Below are 15,127 nucleotides of genomic sequence, written 5' to 3'. Positions count from 1 at the left end.
CATCCGACCTCGCTTCGCGAAGCCACCTTCTCCCACAGGGGGAGAAGGGAAGGGCAACTACTCCCCCGGCGACCTGGCCGGCTCCAGCGTCTTCGGCGTCGACAGCCGGCCATGTCCGGACACCGCGTTGCCGGCATCGGGCGCCAGCCGCATGAACGACAGCGATGCCACCGCCGACACTGCCGCGACGATGAAGAAGGCGGTGTGGAAGTCGGCCAGCGTCAGCGGCCCGCCATGGATCGAGGTCGACACTTCGAGGATACCGCCGGCCAGCGCCACGCCGAGAGCGATCGACAGCTGCTGGAACACCGCCGTGATCGGCGTCGCCTTACTGGTATCTTCGGCCGACACCTCGGCATAGGAGAGCGCGTTGACGCCGGTGAAGAACATCGAGCGGATGAAGCCGCCGACCAGCAATATGGCAAGCATCAGCACATAGGGTGTTTCGGGGGTGAACAGGCCGTAGATGGCGATCGACCCGGCCGCGACCAGCGAGCCCGAGATCAGCACCCGGCGGAACCCGGCGAGCCGGAAGATCAGCGCGGTGACGAATTTCATGCCGATGGCGCCGATCGCCGAGACGAAGGTGATCATGCCCGACTGGAACGGCGTCAGTCCGAAGCCGATCTGGAACATCAGCGGCAACAGGAATGGCACCGCGCCGATGCCGATGCGAAACAGCGAGCCGCCGAGCACGGACGAGCGGAACACCTGGTTTCGGAACAGCTCGAGCGCCAGCAGTGGGTTTTCGGCGCGGCGCGCATGCAGCAGATAGAGAATGCCCGAAACCAGCCCGACGGCCACGGTGATGAAACCGATCGCCGGCGGCAGATAGGGCAGGCTGACCACGGACAGGCCGAAGACGACGCCCGATGCCGCGAGCCCGCTCAGCACAAAGCCCGGAAAATCCAGCGGCGGTGTCTCGGCGGCATCCGTCTCCGGCAGGAAACGGGTGGCGAGCCAGATGCCGATGAGCCCGATCGGCACATTGATCAGGAAGATCCAGTGCCAGGTGAAATAGGTGGTGATGAAGCCGCCGATCGGCGGACCGACCAGCGGTCCGACCAGTGCCGGCACGGTCAGCCACGACATCGCCGCGACCAACTCGCTCTTCGGCGTGGCGCGTACCAGCACCAGGCGCCCGACCGGCGTCATCATGGCGCCGCCGATTCCCTGCAGGAAGCGCGAGACGACAAAAGCGGGCAGCGAATTGGATATTGCGCAAGCGACGGAGCCGAGGATGAAGACGGCGATCGCGGCGCGAAAGACGTTCTTGGCGCCGAAGCGATCCGCCATCCAGCCGCTGATCGGAATGAAGATCGCCAGCGACACCAGATAGGCCGTCAGCGCCAGCTTGAGCGCGATCGGGCTGGTGTGGATGTCCACCGCGATCGCCGGCAGCGACGTCGCGATCACGGTCGAATCCATGTTCTCCATGAAAAGTGCGACCGCCAGGATGAGCGGAATGATGCGGTTCAAGGGAACGCGTCCAGGCTTCGAATCTTGTCGCCGACCGGGGGCAAGCCGACACGCAAGGGCGGTTATCACGCCTTGTCCCGGATGTCGCATTAAATTGCTGTCACTTTTGTGCGGCCGCAACCCCTTGGTGGCCAGCAAATGGCTGAGCGCAACACTTTGCGATCGACGCAACGAGCGGCTTTTCATCGGCCGCGGGACGTGTTACCAGCCAGCGCCAATCCTGAAAGGGAAGAAACGAGTCGGCGCTGTCCATAACGGTCCAGCGCTTTTTTGTATTCCCCAGGCTTTTTCGTGTTCGAAGGACTGGCCATGGCAAAAATCATCGAAACGTCCACCGGCGCGCTGGCGCTGACCTTTGACGACGTGCTGCTGCAGCCCGGTCATTCCGAGGTCATGCCCGGCGAGACCGACATCCGCACCCGCATCGCCGGCGACATCGACCTCAACGTGCCGATCCTGTCGGCCGCCATGGACACCGTCACCGAGGCCCGGCTCGCCATCGCCATGGCCCAGGCCGGCGGCATCGGCGTCATCCACCGCAATTTCTCGCCGGCCGAGCAGGCCGAGCAGGTCCGCCAGGTGAAGAAGTTCGAATCCGGCATGGTGGTGAACCCCGTCACCATCGGCCCCGACGCCACGCTCGCCGATGCGCTGGCGCTGATGCGCACCTACTCGATTTCGGGCATTCCGGTGGTCGAGAACGGCGGCACCGGCGGCCACACGGTCGGCCGGCTGGTCGGCATCCTGACCAACCGCGACGTGCGTTTCGCCTCCGATCCCTCGCAGAAGGTCTATGAGTTGATGACCCGCGAGAACCTGATCACGGTCAAGGAGAACGTCGACCAGGACGAGGCCAAGCGGCTCTTGCACAAGCACCGCATCGAAAAACTGGTCGTCGTCGACAGGAAGGGCAATTGCGTCGGCCTGATCACCGTCAAGGACATCGAGAAGTCGCAGCTCAACCCGCACGCCACCAAGGATGCGCAGGGACGGCTACGCGCCGCCGCCGCCACCAGCGTCGGCGATGACGGCTTCGAGCGTGCCGAACGCCTCATCGATGCCGGTGTCGATCTCCTCGTCATCGACACCGCGCACGGCCACTCGCAGCGCGTGCTGGACGCGGTGACCCGGGCGAAGAAGCTCTCCAATTCGGTGCGCATCCTGGCCGGCAACGTAGCCACTGCGGAAGGCACGCAGGCGCTGATCGACGCCGGCGCCGACGCTGTCAAGGTCGGCATTGGTCCAGGCTCGATCTGCACCACCCGAATCGTCGCCGGCGTCGGCGTGCCGCAGCTTTCGGCGATCATGTCGGCGGTCGAGACGGCGCACAAAAAGGGCGTGACGGTGATTGCCGACGGCGGCATCAAATATTCGGGCGATCTCGCCAAGGCGCTCGCCGCCGGCGCCGGCGCCGCCATGATCGGCTCGCTGCTGGCCGGCACCGACGAGAGCCCGGGCGAGGTCTACCTGCACCAGGGCCGCTCGTTCAAGGCCTATCGCGGCATGGGCTCGGTCGGCGCCATGGCGCGCGGCTCGGCCGATCGGTACTTCCAGGCCGAGGTCCGCGACACGCTGAAACTGGTCCCGGAAGGCATCGAAGGGCAGGTTCCCTACAAAGGACCTGTGGCTGGCGTGCTGCACCAGCTTGCAGGCGGCCTGAAAGCCGCTATGGGTTATGTCGGTGGCCGCGATCTTGCCGATTTCCGGGAACGCGCCACCTTTGTTCGCATATCCAACGCCGGACTTCGTGAAAGCCACGCCCATGACGTCACGATCACCCGCGAAAGCCCGAACTATCCGGGCGGAATTTGATCAGGCCGCCGAGCCTGATCAACGGGATCGTTACACGCTTTGGCGCAACCTGACGGCAATGGCGCTTCGGCTGTCGCGGCACACCGCGGCACTCGCGTTCGTCACACTGGCGGTCTTCGTCGCCATGACGCTGCTGGAATTCTTCTATTTCCGCCGCCTGAGCGGCGGACTGCCGTCGCTCGACATGCGCCTTGCCGGCTTCACGCCGGATGAGGGCATGGCCTGGCTCACCGCGCTTGGCCGGCGCGGCGGCGAGATCATCCTCGTCTGGCACTATCTGACCTTCGACCTCCTGTTCCCGGCGCTCCTGTCGCTGACCCTGGTCAGCCTCCTTCTGGCCACCGGACGCCGGCTGGCCAAGTTCCGGACGATGGCCGCGCCGGCCCAGTCCCTGTTGGCGTTCGTGCTCGTGCTGCCCTACATGCTTGCCGACTACGCGCAGAATCTCGCGGTGGCGCGGCTGCTATCGGATTTCCAGTCGGCCAATCCCGATTCGCTCGCCTTCGCCTCTGCCCTGACCGTCACCAAATTCGCGCTGCTGGCGATCCCGGTGGTTGTCATTGCGGTCTTCTACCTCGCGGATCAGCGGCGGGCCGGGCAGGGCGGCGAGCGGCCGTGAGCCAGACCGCGATCTTCTGGCCGATGCTGGCGCACGTTCTGCTGGTCTATATCGTCTATCTCGTGATGGCCCGGCGCCGGTATTTCGCCGTCAAGTCGGGGGAGGCAAAGGTCGGCCAGTACAAGGTCCGCACCACCGAGCCGGCCTCCTGCGTCACCGTCGCCAACAATCTGATCAACCAGTTCGAGTTACCGGTGCTGTTTCACGTGCTGTGCCTGGCGCTGTTCGTGACCAACGGCGTCAACTATCTGACGCTTGCGCTGGCGTGGATCTTCATCCTGTCGCGCTACGTCCATGCCTGGGTGCATCTCAGCAGCAACAACCTGCGCCACCGCAGCCGCGTCTTCTTCTTCGGCGCGGTGGTGCTGCTGCTGGCCTGGGCGTTGTTCGCGTTGCACCTCGCCGGCGTGGGCTGAACGCTTCCGGCTGGCGCTATAGGTCGAACACGGCGATCTTGCGCTTGTCGAACTTGATGCCGATCTCGCCGCGCACCAGCTTCAGCGCCTGTTCGCCGAACACTGCGCGCCGCCAGCCCTGAAGAGCCGGCACGTCGGCATCCTCGCCCTCGGCCGCGATGCGGTCGATATCGTCGCTGGAGGCGAGCACCTTCGAGGCGACGCCTTCCTTTTCGGCGACGATGCGCAACAGCACCTTGAGCAGCTCCGCCGCGGCACTCGAACCTTCGGGCGGCTGGAACGTCTTCGGCAGCTTCGGCATCGCCTCCTTGGGCAGGGCAAGCGCGGTGGTGACGGCGCCCAGCAGCGCCGTTGCGGTCGCCGAGCGCTCCCAGCCTTTCGGCGTCGTGCGCAGCCGGCCGAGCGCGGTGGAATCGCGCGGCGCCTGCTGCGCGATCTCATAGATGGCATCGTCCTTCAGCACCCGGCCGCGCGGCACGTCGCGCTCGCGCGCCTCGCGCTCGCGCCAGGCGGCGACCGCCTGCACGATCGCCAGCTCCTGTGGCTTGCGCAGCCGCATCTTCAGCCGCTTCCAGGCATCCTCGGGGTGCGGATCGTAGGTCTGGCGCGAGGTCAGCACGTCCATTTCCTCGTTGAGCCAGTGGGCGCGGTTCTCGCGCTTCAGCTCCGCGCTGAGCTTCTTGTAGACGTCGATCAGATGGGTCACGTCGGCGAGCGCATAGTCGAGCTGCTTGTCGGAAAGCGGCCGGTGGCGCCAGTCCGTGAAACGCGAGGACTTGTCGAGCCGGGCGCCGGTGATGCGCTGCACCAGCTGGTCGTAGGAGACGCTGTCGCCGAAGCCGCAGACCATCGCCGCCACCTGGGTGTCGAACACCGGGTGCGGCATGAGATCGCCGAGATGGACGATGATTTCGATGTCTTGGCGCGCCGCGTGGAAGACCTTGACCACGGCTTCGTTGGCCATCAGCCGGAAGAACGGTTTCAGGTCGATGTCGGGCGCGAGCGGGTCGATCAGCGCGGTCAGGCCGGGCGCGGCCATCTGGATCAGGCACAGGATCGGCCAGAATGTCGTCTCGCGGATGAACTCGGTATCGACGGTGACGAATTCCGACTTTTCGAACGCGGCGATGGCGCTCTCGAGCTCAGCTTGGGTGGTGATGACGTGCATCAAATCGCTTTTAAGAAAAATTAGGTCCCTTTCAATTTCAGCCGCGGGCGCTTTCGTCAAGCCGCCGCAAGGTCAAGGCTCGCTCGATCCATCGGAATCGCCGCTGCGCCGCGCCAGCCTCGCGAACACCGTCGATGTGCGCAAGAGCGCGGTGAAAGGGCTGCGCCTGTCGGCCGGCACGCCGGAGCGCACCTGCATGCGGTAAAGAATGACGAGGATCAGCACCGCGTAGACCATGGCACTGAACACAAACAGGGCGCCCGGTCCGAAATACTGCATCGCCGCCGAGGCCGCGAACGGGCCGCCGATGGCGCCGAACGAATAGAACAGCATCAGGGCCGCGTTGATCAGCACGAACTCGCCCTTGTCGGCGCGGTCATTGGCATGCGCCGCCGACAGCGAAAAGAGCGGCATGGCGAAACTGCCGAAGATGAAGACGATGACGAAGTTGAGGAACGGGTCGGCGCCCGCCAGGAACACCAGTGCCAGTGCCGCAAGCATGGCGCAGCAGGTCGTCGCCAGCAGCACCGAGCGCCGGTCCCGGCGGTCGGAGAGATAGCCGAGCGGATACTGGATGAGGGCGCCGCCGAAGATGCCGACGCTGACGAAGGTGACGACATCGGCGACCGACATGCCGATCTGCTCGGCATAGACGGGCGAGAGCGTGCGGAAGGCGCTGTTGGTGACGCCGACGGCGATACAGCCGATCGAGCCGAGCGGCGAGATGCGCCAGACGCGCGGCAGGTCGAGCTTGACGTCTTCCGGCGGCGTCGGGTTGGAGCGATCGCCGAGCGAGACCGGCACCAGCGACAGCGTGATCATCATCGACATGATGGCGAAGATGGCAAAGCCGCCGGCGCCGAAGATCGGGATCAGGAACTGCGCGCTGGTGACCGAGCCGATGTCGACCATGCGGTAGATGGCAAGCACGCGCGCTCGATCCTTGTTGGTGACGCCGGAGTTCAGCCAGGCTTCCATTACGGTGAACAGGCCGGCGAAGCAGAAACCGCCGGCAAAGCGCACCGCGCACCACATGACAGGATCGATGACCAGCACCAGGAGCAGTGTACCGGCCGAAGCGGTGGCGGCGAGCGCCGAGAAGGTCCTGACATGGCCGACCGCCTTCAGGATGCGGGTGACGGCCAGGCAGCCGAGCAGGAAGCCGGCGAAGTAGAAGGTCCCCATCAGTCCGATGACGGGGGCGGAAAAGCCTTCCTGCGCGCCGCGCAGCGCGATCAGCGTGCCCTGCAGCCCGTTGCCGCCAAGCAGGATGCCGGCGGCGATGAGGAGGGGGATCAGCGGGCGGATCGAGGACATAGGGGAAGGCAATCACATGTTGGTGATCCTTCTTGGACCATCGCTACCGTCAATGCCAGCGGCAATTGTGGGGCCAATGGCGGCTTGCTTACGGGCCGTATTGGGAGCGACGCTCAGGCCTTGCCCGCCGGCGCCAACACTCTCGCCCGCGCCGGATCGGCCGCCTCGCCAGCCGGCGCGGCGGACTTGGCCGGCCGGCGTCCGAGCGAACCCGCGGTCAGCAGGCTCAGCGCAATGAACGGGATGCCGATGCCGAAGGCCGAGCGGATGCCCCAATGGTCGGAGACGAAGCCGAGCAGCGGCGGGCCGAGCAGGAAGGCGACGAAGGAGATCTGCGACAGCGCCGCGACATTTATTGCCGCGGAGCGGTCCGTGCGCTGCGCGGCGGCCGAGATCGCCAGCGGGAAGATGGCGCTGGTGCCGATGCCCAGAAGCGCAAAGCCCAGCAATGAGAAAAACGGTGCCGGCGACAGGAAGACCAACAGCACGCCCGCCGCCATTGTCGCCAGCAGCACGCGCGCCACGCCGCTCGGCGAGTGGCGATCGACGAAACTGTCGGCGAAGAAGCGCGTGGTCGCTTGCGAGAACGCGAACAGCGCCACGGTGAAGCCGGCGACGAAGGGGCCGGTGTCGAACACGGTGCGCATGTAGATCGCCGACCAGTCGATGCTGGCGCCTTCCAGCAGCATCGCCGACAGCGTCACCGCGACCAGGACCAGGATCGGCAGCGTCGGCCGCGCGAACATCGGCGCGGCATCGCTTGTATCGGCGTGGCGGGCGGGCGCCGGCTCGTAGCCGCCGAGAAAGAGCATCATCGACAGGCCCACCATCGGCACGACGAGGGCGAGGTGGAGTTGCGGCGACAGTCCGAGATGCGCCAGCGCTCCGCCGAACAGCCCGGCGCCGAAGAAGCCGATGCTCCAGAACGAGTGCGCCCGGTTCATGATCCGGCGTCCGAGCAGGAACTCGGTCCTGTCTGCCTCGACATTGAGGACGATCTCGACGCTGCCGATCATCAAGCCGACCGGAAGCAGCATCAGGAACAGCGCAAGCGGCCCCGGCGCGTGTACAGCGAGCGCGTAGGCGGTCGCAATGAGCGGCACCAGGCCGAGCAGCGCACGGCGGAAGCCGACTCGCTCCAGCAATGGCGCCGCCAGCGTCAGCGCGATCAAGGTGCCGATCGGCGTGCCGATCAGGCTCAGCCCGAGCGTGCCGTCCTCGATGTCCATGGCGCGTTTGATGTCGGGAAGCCGCGGAAAGATGTTGCCCATGGCGAAGGAATAGATCGCGAACCCGGCATAGACGCGGTGTTGAGGGGCAAGGTTGAGGCCAAAACGCATCGCGGTGTTTTCCTTGAAGGGAGCAGACGGCTAAGTTTGCCGGGTCCGACATCGCTTACTCCTTGCACAAACGTGCAAAACATGCAAGAACGTGCACGACGAAAAACAGGATCATGCAATGCTGACCGATCAACGGCACCAGATCATCCGCGACCGTCTCGCGGTCGAGGGGAGAGTGCTGGCCGGAGAACTGGCGAGCCACTTCGGCGTTTCCGAGGACACGGTCCGGCGCGACCTCAGGGAGCTGGCGAAAGCCGGCGAGTGCCGCCGCGTCTATGGCGGCGCCGTCGCATCGGCACCTTTGGCCGCGGCAACAGTCAGCCAGCGCAGCGGCCATGCGGTCGAGGAGAAGATGCGCCTGGCGAGCGCGGCGGTGAGGCTGCTTTCCGCCGGGCAGAGCCTGTTCATTGACGGCGGCACCACCAATGCGGCGATCGCCAGGGCCATTCCGCGCGAGCTCGACCTGACCGTCGCCACCAATTCGCTCGGCGTTGCCTCTGCGCTGTCCGATCATCCGCAGGTCGAGTTGATCGTGCTCGGCGGCAGGTTCGTCCGCGAGCTCGGAACCTGCGTCGGCGCCGACACGCTGGCCGCCATCGCGCAGCTTGGCGCCGATCTGTGTTTCCTGGGCTCCTGCGGTCTCGACGCCGCGCGTGGCGTGACGGCTTTCGATTCGGCCGAGGCCGAGGTGAAGCGGGCCATGGCCAGGAACAGCGCCGGCATCGTCGTCGCCGTCACCAACGACAAGCTGGCCACCGCCGCGCCCTACCGCGTCGCCAGGGCCGAAGCGATCCGCCACCTTGTGGTGGAAAAGTCGGCGCCAGCCGCGATCCTCGCGGATTTCGAACGCCAGGGCGCCGAAATCCACTTTGCGTGACAAGCCAAGGCGGCGCGCCTGTATGACCGCTTGCCTTGACAAAACCGGCCTCCCATGCGCTTTTCGCGCCAATTTTCGAGCCGGGCCGTCGGTCCGCAATCAGCATCCGGACTTCACCATGACAATGCATCGTTACCGCAGCCATACCTGTGCCCAATTGAGAAAGAGCGACGTCGGCGCCTCCGTCCGCCTGTCGGGCTGGGTGCATCGCGTGCGCGACCATGGCGGCCTGCTGTTCATCGACCTGCGCGACCATTACGGCCTCACCCAGATCGTCGCCGATCCGGATTCGCCGGCCTTCAAGATCGCCGAGACGGTGCGTGGCGAGTGGGTGATCCGCGTCGATGGCGAGGTCAAGGCTCGCCTGCCGGAGACCGCGAACGCCAATCTGCCGACCGGCGAGATCGAGATTTTCGCGCGCGAGATCGAGGTGCTGTCGGCGGCCAAGGAACTGCCGCTGCCGGTGTTCGGCGAGCCTGACTATCCCGAGGACATCCGGCTGAAATACCGCTTCCTCGACCTGCGTCGCGAGACGCTGCACAGGAACATCGTGGCGCGGACGAAGATCATCGCCGAGATGCGCAAGCGCATGGGCGAGGTCGGCTTCACCGAATTCTCGACGCCGATCCTGACCGCGTCCTCGCCCGAGGGCGCGCGCGACTTCCTGGTGCCGTCGCGCATCCATCCCGGCAGCTTCTACGCGCTGCCGCAGGCGCCGCAGCAGTACAAGCAGCTGATCATGGTCTCCGGCTTCGACCGCTATTTCCAGATCGCGCCCTGCTTCCGTGACGAGGACCCGCGCGCCGACCGTCTGCCCGGCGAATTCTACCAGCTCGACCTCGAAATGAGCTTCGTCGAGCAGGACGACGTGCTGTCGACGATGGAGCCGGTGCTTCGTGATGTGTTCGAGACTTTCGCCGCCGGCAAGCCGGTGACGCAGAAATTCCGCCGCATCCCCTATGACGAGGCGATGCGCACCTACGGCTCGGACAAGCCGGACCTGCGCAACCCGATCGAGATGCAGGCGGTGTCGGACCATTTCCGCGACTCCGGCTTCAAGGTGTTCGCCAACATCCTGGCCAACGATCCGAAGGCCGAAGTCTGGGCCATTCCCGCCAAGACCGGCGGCAGCCGCGCCTTCTGCGACCGCATGAATTCCTGGGCGCAGGGCGAGGGCCAGCCGGGCCTCGGCTACATCTTCTGGCGCAAGGAGGGCGACAAGCTCGAAGGCGCCGGTCCGATCGCCAAGAACATTGGCGAGGAGCGCACCGAAGCGGTGCGCCAGCAGCTTGGCCTCGCCGATGGCGACGCCGCCTTCTTCGTCGCCGGCGACCCGAAGAAGTTCGTCTCTTTCGCCGGTGCCGCACGCACCCGCGCCGGCGAGGAGCTGAACCTCGTCGACCGCGATCGTTTCGAGCTCTGCTGGATCGTCGACTTCCCGTTCTTCGAGTGGAACGAGGAGGAGAAGAAGATCGACTTCGCCCACAACCCGTTTTCCATGCCGCAGGGCGGTATCGAGGCGCTGGGCGGCGAGGATCTGCTCGGCATCAAGGCGTTCCAGTACGACATGGTCTGCAACGGCTTCGAGATCGCCTCCGGCGGCATCCGCAATCACCTGCCGGAGACCATGGTCAAGGCGTTCGAAACGGTCGGGCTCGACCGCGCCACCGTCGAGGAGCGCTTCGGCGGCCTCTACCGCGCCTTCCAGTATGGCGCGCCGCCGCATGGCGGCATGGCGGCCGGCATCGACCGCATCGTCATGCTGCTGGTCGGCGCCAAGAACCTGCGTGAGGTCACCATGTTCCCGATGAACCAGCAGGCCTACGACTTGCTGATGAACGCGCCCTCCGAAGCAACGCCGCAGCAGCTGCGCGAACTGTCGCTGCGCGTGGCAGTGGCCAAGAAGGACTGACGGCAGCGTTGCAACTGCTCTTTCTCCCCGTCTCTATACGGGGAGAAATGTCCGGCAGGACAATGAGGGGCAGCGCGGACGTCGGCGATTTGCGAGCGGTCGTAGCAGCTGAAGCCTTCTGACGGGCAATCGGGTCAGAAATTGAATTTCATATTTGCAGGCGTCGGCGCTGCCCCTCATCCGCCTGCCGGTACCTTCTCCCCGTAGAGCGGGGAGAAGGCAGCTAGTCCGATCAGTCCTCGTTGGCCTTGACCTTGACGCCGAGCGTCTTCGGCAGGTCGAGCGGGTTCGACATCGCACCAGCCATGATCAGCGCGAACGGCACAGCGGCCGGCGGCTCGGCCGAAATCTCCAGGCTCTTCGGGTCGTCGAGATATTTGCCGACCGCCGTCGTCACCTCGGCCGTCAGCTCCGGATTGTTGAGCTGCGCCATGCCGAATGGCACGATCGCCTTGGCCTGGTTAGCGATGTCCTTGCCCGACATGCCCTGCTGCTTGCCGACATATTCCAGCACCTTGTTGGTCAACGAATCGTCGTCGAAGCGGATCGAGGCGCTGTTGAACGAAAGCTGCTGCAGCAGGCCGAGCATGGCCATGCCTTGCGCCGAATTGTCGGCGCCCTCGGGCTGCGCGGCCATTTTCTTCTGCATCTCCTGCAGCGACTTGATGAAGTCGAGCGTATAGCCGCCGAGGCCGAAGGTCATGCCGAGCTTGCCGGCATTGTCGACAGCGATGTCGTATTTCGACAGTTCCATCTTGCCGTCCGCCGGCTGCCAGGTGCCGGCGATATCGATATTGCCCGAAATGTTCTGGTAGCCGAGCGCTTCGATGGCTTCCTTGGACTTGGGGTCGTCGACCAGGGTCAGGTCGGCATTGAACTTTTCCGTCGTGCCGGAAAATTCCATCGCCTTGCCGTCCTCCGGCGGGGTGATCTCGATCGCCAGGCCGTCCATCGAGAAGGCGGTCTTGTCGGCGACCTTGACCGTCATGTTGGAGAGCTCGGCCGACTTGTACATCATCAGCGAGCCGAGCGGGCCGGTGGCGCCCTCGGCCGGAACCGTCATGTCATGGATGATGAACGGGCTGAGCGACAGCGTGACGCCGTCCTTGCTGTGCTCGAGGGCCGCGGTCGAGACGGTCTCGATGTCGTAGCCGCCATCGGCTTCGCTGACGCCTTCGAGCTTGACGTCGCCGATGGTCAGCGGCTCCTTTTCGCCCGCCGGCTTCACGGCCACGCCCTGCAGCACCATGTTGGACTCATCGCCGCTCACCCCGGTCCAGGAGATGTCGACGCCCTGGGCGGCAAGCGCCGCCTTGAGGCGATCGGCGACGGCGGTGTCCTGCGCGAAGGCGGCATTGAGCGGCAGCGTCAGCAGGAAGGTCGAGAAAGCCAGTTTCTTAAGAGTTGAGCGTTGGATTGTCATCGCGAAGTCCCCTGAGAGTTGTCCTGAAATTGCTTTTTGATCCTATGCGCCATCACCATTCCGCGACGAACTGGACGGGAAAAAGGCGTCTCCCGGCACAATGGTCGAAAATCACGGTGAAAGGCAAACAGCGCGCCGACCTCTTCGCTTGAAGCGGTGAATTTGTCATGAAGATCGGGTTCCCATGCGGCATCGCCCTGCCATAGACAGGGCATGTAACAGGTTGATGTTGGCTGGCGCCGTCATGCGGGTGACAGGTGTTGCAGTCGGGCCGCAAATTGGCCTGCCCGCTTCGCCAATTCCGTGAAATCCGTCACACCCATGGGGTTGAGAAGCGCGGATTGGGCCAGCCGGCGCTTGCCGCGAATCACCCGCTCGGCTAGTGCAAACCCATGGGAAAAAGGCTTTTGCCGCCTGAAGATGGCGGCGGTGACCATATCGAACCGGTCGATCTGAAGAAGGCGCTCGAGGAGCGCTATCTCGCCTATGCGCTGTCGACCATCATGCACCGGGCATTGCCGGATGTGCGCGACGGGCTGAAGCCCGTGCATCGCCGCATCATGCATGCCATGCGGCTGCTCCGGCTCAACCCCGACCAGGGCTTCGCCAAATGCGCGCGCATCGTCGGCGAGGTGATGGGCAAGTTCCATCCGCATGGCGACCAGTCGATCTACGACGCGCTGGTCCGCCTGGCGCAGGATTTCTCGATGCGCTACCCGCTGGTCGACGGGCAGGGCAATTTCGGCAACATCGACGGCGATAACGCCGCCGCCATGCGCTACACCGAAGCGCGCATGACCGACGTGGCGACGGAACTGCTTGCCGGCATCACCGAGGATGCCGTCGACTATAGGCCGACCTACAATGAGGAGGACGAGGAGCCGGTCGTGCTGCCCGGCGCCTTCCCCAACCTGCTCGCCAATGGCTCGTCCGGCATTGCCGTCGGCATGGCGACTTCGATTCCGCCGCACAACGCGGCCGAACTTTGCGACGCAGCGCTTCATCTGATCGAGAATCCCGACGCGCCGGTGACGGCGCTGATGGACTTCGTCCAGGGTCCGGATTTCCCGACCGGCGGCATCATCGTCGACAGCCGCGCCTCGATCCTCGAAGCCTATGAGACCGGCCGCGGCGGCTTCCGCGTCAGGGCGAAATGGGGCCAGGAGGACCAGGGCAGGGGCACCTGGAGCATCGTCGTCACCGAGATCCCCTACGGCGTCCAGAAGGCGCGGCTGATCGAGAAGATCGCCGAGCTCCTGATGGCGCGCAAACTGCCGCTGCTCGAAGACATCCGCGACGAGAGTGCCGAGGATATCCGCATCGTGCTGGTGCCGAAGAGCCGCACCGTCGATCCCGGCATCCTGATGGAATCGCTGTTCAAGCTGACCGAGCTCGAAAGCCGCTTCCCGCTCAACATGAACGTGCTGTCGCGCGGCAAGGTGCCGAACGTGCTGTCGCTGAAGGGCGTGCTCAAGGAGTGGCTGGAGCATCGCCGCGACGTGCTCATCCGCCGTTCGAAGCACCGCCTCGGCGAGATCGAAAAGCGCCTCGAGATTCTCGCCGGCTACCTGATCGCCTACCTCAACATCGACGAGGTGATCAGGATCATCCGCGAGGAGGATGAGCCCAAGCAGGTGATGATGGCCCGCTGGTCGCTCACCGACACCCAGGCCGAAGCCATCCTCAACATGCGCCTGCGCGCCTTGCGCAAGCTGGAAGAGATCGAGATCCGCAAGGAGTTCGACGGGCTCACCGCCGAGAAGAAGCAGATCGAGGCGTTGCTGGCGTCCAACGCCAAGCAGTGGGCGACGATCAAGTGGGAGGTCACCAGCATCCGCGACAAGTTCGGGCCAGAGACCGAGCTCGGCAAGCGCCGCACCCAGTTCGCCGACGCGCCCGAGCATGACCTGACCGACATCGCGCACGCCATGATCGAGCGCGAGCCGGTCACCGTCGTCGTCTCCGAGAAGGGCTGGCTGCGGGCGATGAAGGGTCATCTGACCGACCATTCGCAGTTCACCTTCAAGGAAGGCGACAGCCTCAAGCTAGCCTTCCACGCCCAGACCACCGACAAGATCCTGGTCTTCACGACGGGCGGCAAGTTCTACACGATCGGGGCCGACCGGCTGCCGGGCGGGCGCGGCCATGGCGAGCCGATCCGCATCATCGTCGACATGGAGAACGACCAGGACATCGTCACCGCCTTCGTCCACGATCCCAAGCGCAAGCTGCTTCTCGTCTCCTACGACGCCAACGGCTTCATCGTTCCGGAGGAAGAGGTCGTCGCCAACACCCGCAAGGGCAAGCAGGTGATGAACGTCAAGGCGCCGGACGAGGCCAAGCGCTGCATTCCGCTCTCGGGCGACCACCTCGCCATCGTCGGCGAGAACCGCAAGATGCTGGTGTTCCCGCTCGCCGAGATCCCGGAGATGGGGCGCGGCAAGGGCGTGCGCCTGCAGAAGTACAAGGATGGCGGCGTGCTGGACATCAAGCCCTTCTCGCTCGAAACCGGCCTCAGCTGGCAGGATTCGGCCGACCGCACCTTCATCCGCTCGCGCGAGGAGCTGGCCGAATGGATCGGCGCCCGCGCCGCCGCCGGCCGCATGGTGCCGAAGGGTTTCCCGAGGACGGGGAAGTTCGGCTAGCGCGCGCCTCTCCTTCTCCCCTTGCGGGGTGAGAAGCGGTCCGCGCTAGCGGACGAAAAGCCAATTGCTTGGCTTTTCGAGCTTCGAACGCCCTGAGCCTGCGAAGGGCCGGGCGGTGG

General features: G+C 65.1%; 11 protein-coding genes. 6 read left to right on the top strand and 5 right to left on the bottom strand.

The features are described from left to right. Positions 1-57: 57 nt before the first annotated feature. Positions 58-1,479, bottom strand: a complete 1,422-nt coding sequence (locus EN786_RS13475) for an MFS transporter (RefSeq protein ID WP_127310545.1) — start codon at positions 1,477-1,479, stop codon at positions 58-60. Between the two features lie 309 nt (positions 1,480-1,788). Here EN786_RS13475 and guaB point away from each other — a divergent pair, with 309 nt between their 5' ends. From guaB to EN786_RS13460, 3 genes are read left to right on the top strand one after another with little or no spacing between them, the layout of a single operon-like run. After that, complete coding sequence (guaB, locus tag EN786_RS13470) at positions 1,789-3,291, top strand: IMP dehydrogenase (protein ID WP_126054986.1); 1,503 nt, start codon at positions 1,789-1,791, stop codon at positions 3,289-3,291. A gap of 58 nt (positions 3,292-3,349) precedes the next feature. Further along, entirely contained in the window at positions 3,350-3,910 is a 561-nt protein-coding gene (locus EN786_RS13465; RefSeq protein ID WP_189340553.1) for a hypothetical protein, read from the top strand. Further along, on the top strand, positions 3,907-4,326 hold the full coding sequence (locus EN786_RS13460; protein WP_127310547.1) for an MAPEG family protein: 420 nt from the start codon (positions 3,907-3,909) through the stop codon (positions 4,324-4,326). Before EN786_RS13465 ends, EN786_RS13460 begins: the two co-directional genes overlap by 4 nt. Before the next feature lie 16 nt (positions 4,327-4,342). Here the strand turns inward: EN786_RS13460 and rnd are convergent, their stop codons facing one another. The 3 genes from rnd to EN786_RS13445 all read right to left on the bottom strand — a co-directional run bounded on the left by rnd (position 4,343) and on the right by EN786_RS13445 (position 8,151). Beyond that, on the bottom strand, positions 4,343-5,494 hold the full coding sequence (rnd, locus tag EN786_RS13455; RefSeq protein WP_135908575.1) for a ribonuclease D: 1,152 nt from the start codon (positions 5,492-5,494) through the stop codon (positions 4,343-4,345). 72 nt (positions 5,495-5,566) lie between these two features. Continuing rightward, a complete protein-coding gene (locus tag EN786_RS13450; RefSeq protein ID WP_127311464.1) occupies positions 5,567-6,811 on the bottom strand; it encodes an MFS transporter in 1,245 nt (414 codons plus the stop codon). 113 nt (positions 6,812-6,924) lie between these two features. Then, a complete protein-coding gene (locus EN786_RS13445) occupies positions 6,925-8,151 on the bottom strand; it encodes an MFS transporter (protein ID WP_127311465.1) in 1,227 nt (408 codons plus the stop codon). Positions 8,152-8,269: 118 nt separating this feature from the next. Between EN786_RS13445 and EN786_RS13440 the strand changes: the two genes are divergently transcribed. Together EN786_RS13440 and aspS are read left to right on the top strand one after the other, a co-directional pair. Beyond that, positions 8,270-9,028, top strand: coding sequence for a DeoR/GlpR family DNA-binding transcription regulator (locus tag EN786_RS13440; protein WP_127286460.1), 759 nt, complete (start codon positions 8,270-8,272; stop codon positions 9,026-9,028). A 124-nt stretch (positions 9,029-9,152) separates the two neighbouring features. After that, positions 9,153-10,940 (top strand): aspartate--tRNA ligase, encoded by a 1,788-nt coding sequence (gene aspS, locus EN786_RS13435; RefSeq protein WP_189524288.1) that lies wholly within the window; start codon positions 9,153-9,155, stop codon positions 10,938-10,940. Positions 10,941-11,172: 232 nt separating this feature from the next. Here the strand turns inward: aspS and EN786_RS13430 are convergent, their stop codons facing one another. Next, positions 11,173-12,363 carry a hypothetical protein gene (locus EN786_RS13430; RefSeq protein WP_127286458.1) on the bottom strand — a complete coding sequence of 397 codons (1,191 nt, stop codon included), beginning with the start codon at positions 12,361-12,363 and terminating at the stop codon, positions 11,173-11,175. Positions 12,364-12,755: 392 nt separating this feature from the next. Here EN786_RS13430 and parC point away from each other — a divergent pair, with 392 nt between their 5' ends. After that, the gene (gene parC, locus EN786_RS13425; protein ID WP_127310088.1) at positions 12,756-15,008 is read left to right on the top strand and encodes a DNA topoisomerase IV subunit A; all 2,253 of its coding nucleotides are present in this window, start codon (positions 12,756-12,758) and stop codon (positions 15,006-15,008) included. Positions 15,009-15,127 lie beyond the last annotated feature (119 nt).

The organism is Mesorhizobium sp. M4B.F.Ca.ET.143.01.1.1 (assembly GCF_004792275.1).
Taxonomy (GTDB): Bacteria; Pseudomonadota; Alphaproteobacteria; order Rhizobiales; family Rhizobiaceae; genus Mesorhizobium; species Mesorhizobium abyssinicae.
This window is presented reverse-complemented; position numbering and strand designations above follow the sequence as displayed.

Excerpts from the sequence above, each read along its gene's own strand:
- EN786_RS13450 (WP_127311464.1), bottom strand. The coding sequence starts at position 6,811 with ATGTCCTCGATCCGCCCGCTGATCCCCCTCCTCATCGCCGCCGGCATC.
- parC (WP_127310088.1), top strand. The coding sequence starts at position 12,756 with ATGGGAAAAAGGCTTTTGCCGCCTGAAGATGGCGGCGGTGACCATATC.
- rnd (WP_135908575.1), bottom strand. The coding sequence starts at position 5,494 with ATGCACGTCATCACCACCCAAGCTGAGCTCGAGAGCGCCATCGCCGCG.
- EN786_RS13430 (WP_127286458.1), bottom strand. The coding sequence starts at position 12,363 with ATGACAATCCAACGCTCAACTCTTAAGAAACTGGCTTTCTCGACCTTC.
- EN786_RS13465 (WP_189340553.1), top strand. The coding sequence starts at position 3,350 with ATGGCGCTTCGGCTGTCGCGGCACACCGCGGCACTCGCGTTCGTCACA.
- EN786_RS13445 (WP_127311465.1), bottom strand. The coding sequence starts at position 8,151 with ATGCGTTTTGGCCTCAACCTTGCCCCTCAACACCGCGTCTATGCCGGG.
- EN786_RS13440 (WP_127286460.1), top strand. The coding sequence starts at position 8,270 with ATGCTGACCGATCAACGGCACCAGATCATCCGCGACCGTCTCGCGGTC.
- guaB (WP_126054986.1), top strand. The coding sequence starts at position 1,789 with ATGGCAAAAATCATCGAAACGTCCACCGGCGCGCTGGCGCTGACCTTT.
- aspS (WP_189524288.1), top strand. The coding sequence starts at position 9,153 with ATGCATCGTTACCGCAGCCATACCTGTGCCCAATTGAGAAAGAGCGAC.